Source organism: Streptomyces sp. E2N166 (genome assembly GCF_003671715.1).
Classification (GTDB): Bacteria; Actinomycetota; Actinomycetes; order Streptomycetales; family Streptomycetaceae; genus Streptomyces; species Streptomyces thinghirensis.
The window spans coordinates 1,706,056-1,710,528 of the sequence record NZ_RAIF01000032.1; the positions used below are offsets into that span (position 1 = coordinate 1,706,056).

Annotated in this window: 4 protein-coding genes and 1 pseudogene; 1 reads left to right on the forward strand and 4 read right to left on the reverse strand. The window is 73.1% G+C overall.

Features of this window, described 5'->3' with window-relative positions; all coding sequences use genetic code 11:
* The 4 genes from EBH09_RS34735 to EBH09_RS34750 all read right to left on the reverse strand — a co-directional run.
* The coding region (locus EBH09_RS34735) for an ATP-binding protein (RefSeq protein ID WP_153182763.1) at positions 1-1,237 on the reverse strand (1,237 nt) is incomplete at its 3' end.
* A gap of 193 nt (positions 1,238-1,430) precedes the next feature.
* Positions 1,431-2,744: a cation:proton antiporter gene (locus EBH09_RS34740; RefSeq protein WP_121750764.1), complete on the reverse strand. Its 1,314-nt coding sequence runs from the start codon at positions 2,742-2,744 to the stop codon at positions 1,431-1,433.
* A gap of 78 nt (positions 2,745-2,822) precedes the next feature.
* Positions 2,823-3,515: a GAF and ANTAR domain-containing protein gene (locus EBH09_RS34745; RefSeq protein WP_121750765.1), complete on the reverse strand. Its 693-nt coding sequence runs from the start codon at positions 3,513-3,515 to the stop codon at positions 2,823-2,825.
* Between the two features lie 232 nt (positions 3,516-3,747).
* A complete protein-coding gene (locus EBH09_RS34750; RefSeq protein ID WP_121750766.1) occupies positions 3,748-4,179 on the reverse strand; it encodes a hypothetical protein in 432 nt (143 codons plus the stop codon).
* A gap of 102 nt (positions 4,180-4,281) precedes the next feature.
* On the opposite strand from EBH09_RS34750, the pseudogene nsrR reads away from it, so the two are divergent.
* Positions 4,282-4,473 (forward strand): annotated as a pseudogene (gene nsrR, locus EBH09_RS34755) (nitric oxide-sensing transcriptional repressor NsrR); the annotation flags it as partial.

Below are 4,473 nucleotides of genomic sequence, written 5' to 3' on the forward strand. Positions count from 1 at the left end.
GTGCGGGGGTGCGCGGCAGGCCGGCCGGGGTGGCGGGTGGCGGGGACGCCGCCGGACCGCCGGAAGCGGCGGGACCGCTCAGGATGTCCTGGGGGACGAGCATCAGCACGCCCGTACCGCCGCGGGCGGAGGGCCGGAAGGACACCTTGAGTCCGTGCTTGGCAGACAGCCGGCCCACCACGGAGAGGCCCAGCCGGGTACCGGTCAGGCCGCCGAGCCCGGCCGACTCGCCGGCCACCGCCTGCTGGGCCCGGCGCAGTTGCACCTCACCCATCACCAGCCCGCTGTCCTCCACGGACACGATGACGCCGGCCGGCACCTCCTCGACGTAGACGTGGACCTCGGCGGTCGGCGGAGAGAAGTTCGCGGCGTTGTCGAGGAGTTCGGCCAGGGCGTGCATGACGCCCTCGGCGGCGTGCCCGGCGACCGCGGCGTCGCTGGCCGAGTGCACGCGCACCCGCTGGTAGCCGGCGATACGTCCCATGGCGCCGCGCAGAATGGACTCCATGCCGATGGGCCGCGCCCAACGACGTCCGGAGCGGGCGCCCGTGAGGACGGCGACGGAGTCGGCGAGCCGGCCCGCCTGCGCGGTGCGGTGGTCGAGGTGGAGCAGGTCGGCGAGGACGTCCTCGTCGCTGTGCCGTTCCTCCATGGCACGCAGGTCGGCCAGCATCCCGGTGGCCAGCGCCTGCATCCGGCCGGCCGCGTTGGCCATCGCGGAGACGGCGGCGGCACGCTCACCGGCCGCCCGGTCGAGCCGCGCCCGCAGTCGGGTGGTCTCCTCGGTGAGGCGCGCGACCTCCTGGGCCCGCTGCTCGGCAAGACGTACCCGCTCCTGCTCGAAACCGTCCGCGAGTCGCTCCCGATCCCGGTCGAACTCCGCCACGGCGCGGGCCCGTTCACGATCGGCCTCCGCGCGCAGGCGCTCCTGTTCCCGTCCCGCCCGCTCGGCCAGCCGGGCCCGGTCCTGGGCGAGCCCGGCCGCGTCCGCGCGGGCCGCGTCCAGCAGGCGGCGGGTGGCCCGTTCCCGGCGGACGGCGTGCACGGCCACGGTCACCGCCGCGCAGAGCAGGAGCGCCGCGGCGCTCGCGCCCAGGCCGAGTGGCACGCGTACCGAGGACGGTGCCGCGGCGACGGCGCCGCCGACGACGAGCGCCGACACCACGGCGCAGGGCAGGGCGACGGCCAGGAGAGCACGGGGAGCGGGTCGGTCGCCGGGGCGGGCGGGCGCGGTCATCAATCGGGTCCTCGCCAGGCCGCGGAACGGCCCTCGTGTCGTCCTTCGGGGCGCGTGAGTGCCGGAAGATTTCACGCGGCACGCAACAGGCGATCACTATACGAGAGTTCGTGATCCAATTGAGAAGGATCTCGCTCAACTACCGCATACTTTCCGTTGCTTCTTCGCGCGGACGGTCACAGGCGCGTGACGGTCACAGGCGTTCGCCGGCCACGTCGTCCTCACCGGGTGTCCGCCCGGTGAGCCGGCGGTCGCGGGCCTTCAGCAGCCGCAGCCGGTCGAGACGGCGGATCACGGGGGAGGCGGTCACCCCGTGCAGGACGACGGAGGCGAGGACGGTGAAGGCCACCACGGCCCACAGCTCCCCGGCCGGGACGTGGAAGCCCTCCGTGCCGAGCGCGTGGGCGAGGTAGAACAGCGAGCCGATGCCGCGGATGCCGAAGAAGGCGGTCACGAGGCGTTCCCGAGGGCCGGCGGCCGTGCCGAACTGCGCGACCCAGCCGGTCAGCGGGCGGGCGACGAGCAGCACGAGCAGACCGACGGCGGCGCCCTGCCAGGTCAGGTCGGCCAGGGCACCCTGCGCGACACAGACGCCCAGGAGAAAGAGGAGCCCGGCGGTGAGCAGTCGTTCGACCTGCTCGACGAAGTCGTGGAGTACGGCGTGGTAGCCGTGGTCGCGTTCGGCGGCGCGGATGCGGCAGGCGGTGACGAAGACGGCCAGGAACCCGTAGCCGTGGGCGAGCTCGGTGACGCCGTAGGAGAGGAACGTGGCGCCCAGGGCGACGAAGCCCTCCCGGTGCTCGGACAGACGCACCGACGCCCGGCCGGCGCGGAAGAAGAGCCAGCCGAGCAGCTTGCCGACGGCTAGACCGGCCAGTACTCCGATCACGCAGCTGTACAGTACGTCGACCAGGAGCCAGTGCCCGACCCAGCCGCCGGACAGGCCGGTGCCCGCCGCCGCGGTCAGCGCGATCGCCGCCATGACGACGGGGAAGGCGAGGCCGTCGTTGAGGCCGGCCTCGCTGGTGAGCGCGAAGCGCACCTCGTCCTCGTCGTGCTCGGAGTCGGTGGGCGCGCCCACCCGCACCTCGGAGGCGAGCACCGGGTCGGTCGGCGCGAGCACGGCAGCCAGCAGCAGCGCGGCGGCCGGCGGCCAGTCCAGCAGCCACCAGGCGAGGAGACCCGTGGCCGCGATGGTCAGGGGCATCGTGATGCCGAGCAGCCGCCAGGGGGCTTGCCAGCGGCGCAGACCGAGGGGACGGTTCAGCGCGAGGCCGGCACCCATCAGCGATACGATGACGCAGATTTCGGTGAGGTGCTCCACCCACACCCGGTCGCGCACCAGGTCGATCTCGGGCAGCGGCGTGGGCAGCAGTTGCAGCACGGCCCCGCAGGCGAGGAAGACGAGCGGCATGGACAGCGGTCGCCCGGCCACCAGCCGGGGCAGCACGGCCGCCCCGAGTGCACCCGCCCCGAGCACGGTGAAGAGGAAGTCAGCCAAGGTCACCGCTGACTTGTGCCCGCTGCCGCGCCGGCGTACGCCGGTTGCCTGTTTGAATCCCGGACGATTTTGCGCCCCGAGCACTCAGGGGAGGCCGCCCTGCTCGCAGACCCGGCGGGCGACGTCACGCAGTTTCTCGTTGCGGTCCTGCGAGTACCGGCGCAGCGTGGCGAAGGCCTGGTCCTCGGTGAGGCGGTGCCGGCCCATGAGGATGCCCATGGCCTCGCCGATGGTGTGCCGGGTACCGATGGCCTCCTGCAACTGCGCGTGCGTACGGGCGCTGGAGAAGGCGACCGCGGCGTGCGAGGCCAGCAGCCAGCCCGCCGTCTCGCTGGCGTCGGTGAAGGCGCCGGGCCGAAACGAGTAGATGTTCAGCGCCCCGAGATCCTCGTCCTCGGTGAAGAGCAGGAAGCCCATCATGCTGCCCAGGCCCAGCTTGCGTGCCTCGGGCAAGTACTTGGGCCAGCGCCGTGCCTCGTCCGTGAAGTCGGCGATCCGGAACCGCCGCTGCCCGTCGGAGCTGCGAGCGGCGTCGAAACAGGGCCCTTCCCCGACGCGCCCCTGAAGTTCGTCGCTGTCGACCACCACCTGGTCGGTGGGGGCGAGCGACTGCACCTGCTTCCCGCGCAGGATGAGGATGCCGGCGGCGTCGCAGCCCTCCACCAGCTGCTTGGCCGAACCGGTGATCCGGCTCAGCGTGTCGTTCACCGACTCCTGGGCCAGCAGATCGCGCGCCAACGACGCCATCTGCTGCGCGAACCCGCGCCAGTCCTCCATGCCGTTTCCTCCTCGGTCCCTGGATGAGTGCCCCCCGGACGGCCGGACGCAACAAAGAGCCGCGATACCCGCCGCGGCCCGGCGTTCGGTTCAGCGCCGGATGAGACCGAGGGCGGTAGCGGTGGCGATGCGGGAGTCGACGCCCATCTGGCCGCGGCCGACCGTGTCACCGAGGTGCACGACGGACGTCTGACAGTGCCCGCACCGGCGCGCCGAGCGTGCGTCCGACGGTTCAGGCGCCGCCGGGCCGGAGCCGGTCGGCGGCGTCCGGCGGCTGGATCCGCATGCCGGGTCGCCGCCGGTGCACGGTCAGATACGTCACCCCGTCCGGGCCGGCGACGACGCCACGGGTCGAGCCGTGCGGCAGCCAGGTCAGAACGCCTGCGCGCAGGGGGCTTTCGCCGTCGGTGCGGACGAGGACCGCCGCACCGTCGAGGACGAGCAGCAGGACGTCGAGGTCCGGTTCGGTGTGCGTGTCGACCCGCCCCGCCGCGGGGATGCGCACGACGTTGGCGTCGAGCTGCCGCCCCGGTTCCGCGAGCTTCCACAGGGCGCCGGCCGGCGCGTCGCCGCCGGCGGACAGGAGTTCCGCGATGTCGCACAGGACCCGGGGGAGGGGCGGACCGGCCGCCGGCCGGGGGAAGCCGCCGTCTTCCGCCGCCATCAGGTGTCACCGTCCGTCGTTCGGCGTCCGGTGACGCACTCCACAGAGCCATGGTCGTAAGTAGACACGAATCCATTATGCGTATTTGGTAGCGTCCTGGCTGTGCGGCTGACGAAGTTCACCGACCTGGCGCTGCGTTCCGTCATGCGCCTGGCGGTCGTGAGAGACGGTGACGACCCACTGACCACCCGCGAGGTTGCCGAGGCCGTCGGTGTGCCGTACACGCACGCGGCGAAGACCGTCACACGCCTGCAGCACCTCGGCGTCGTGGAGGCGCGGCGCGGTCGCGGCGGC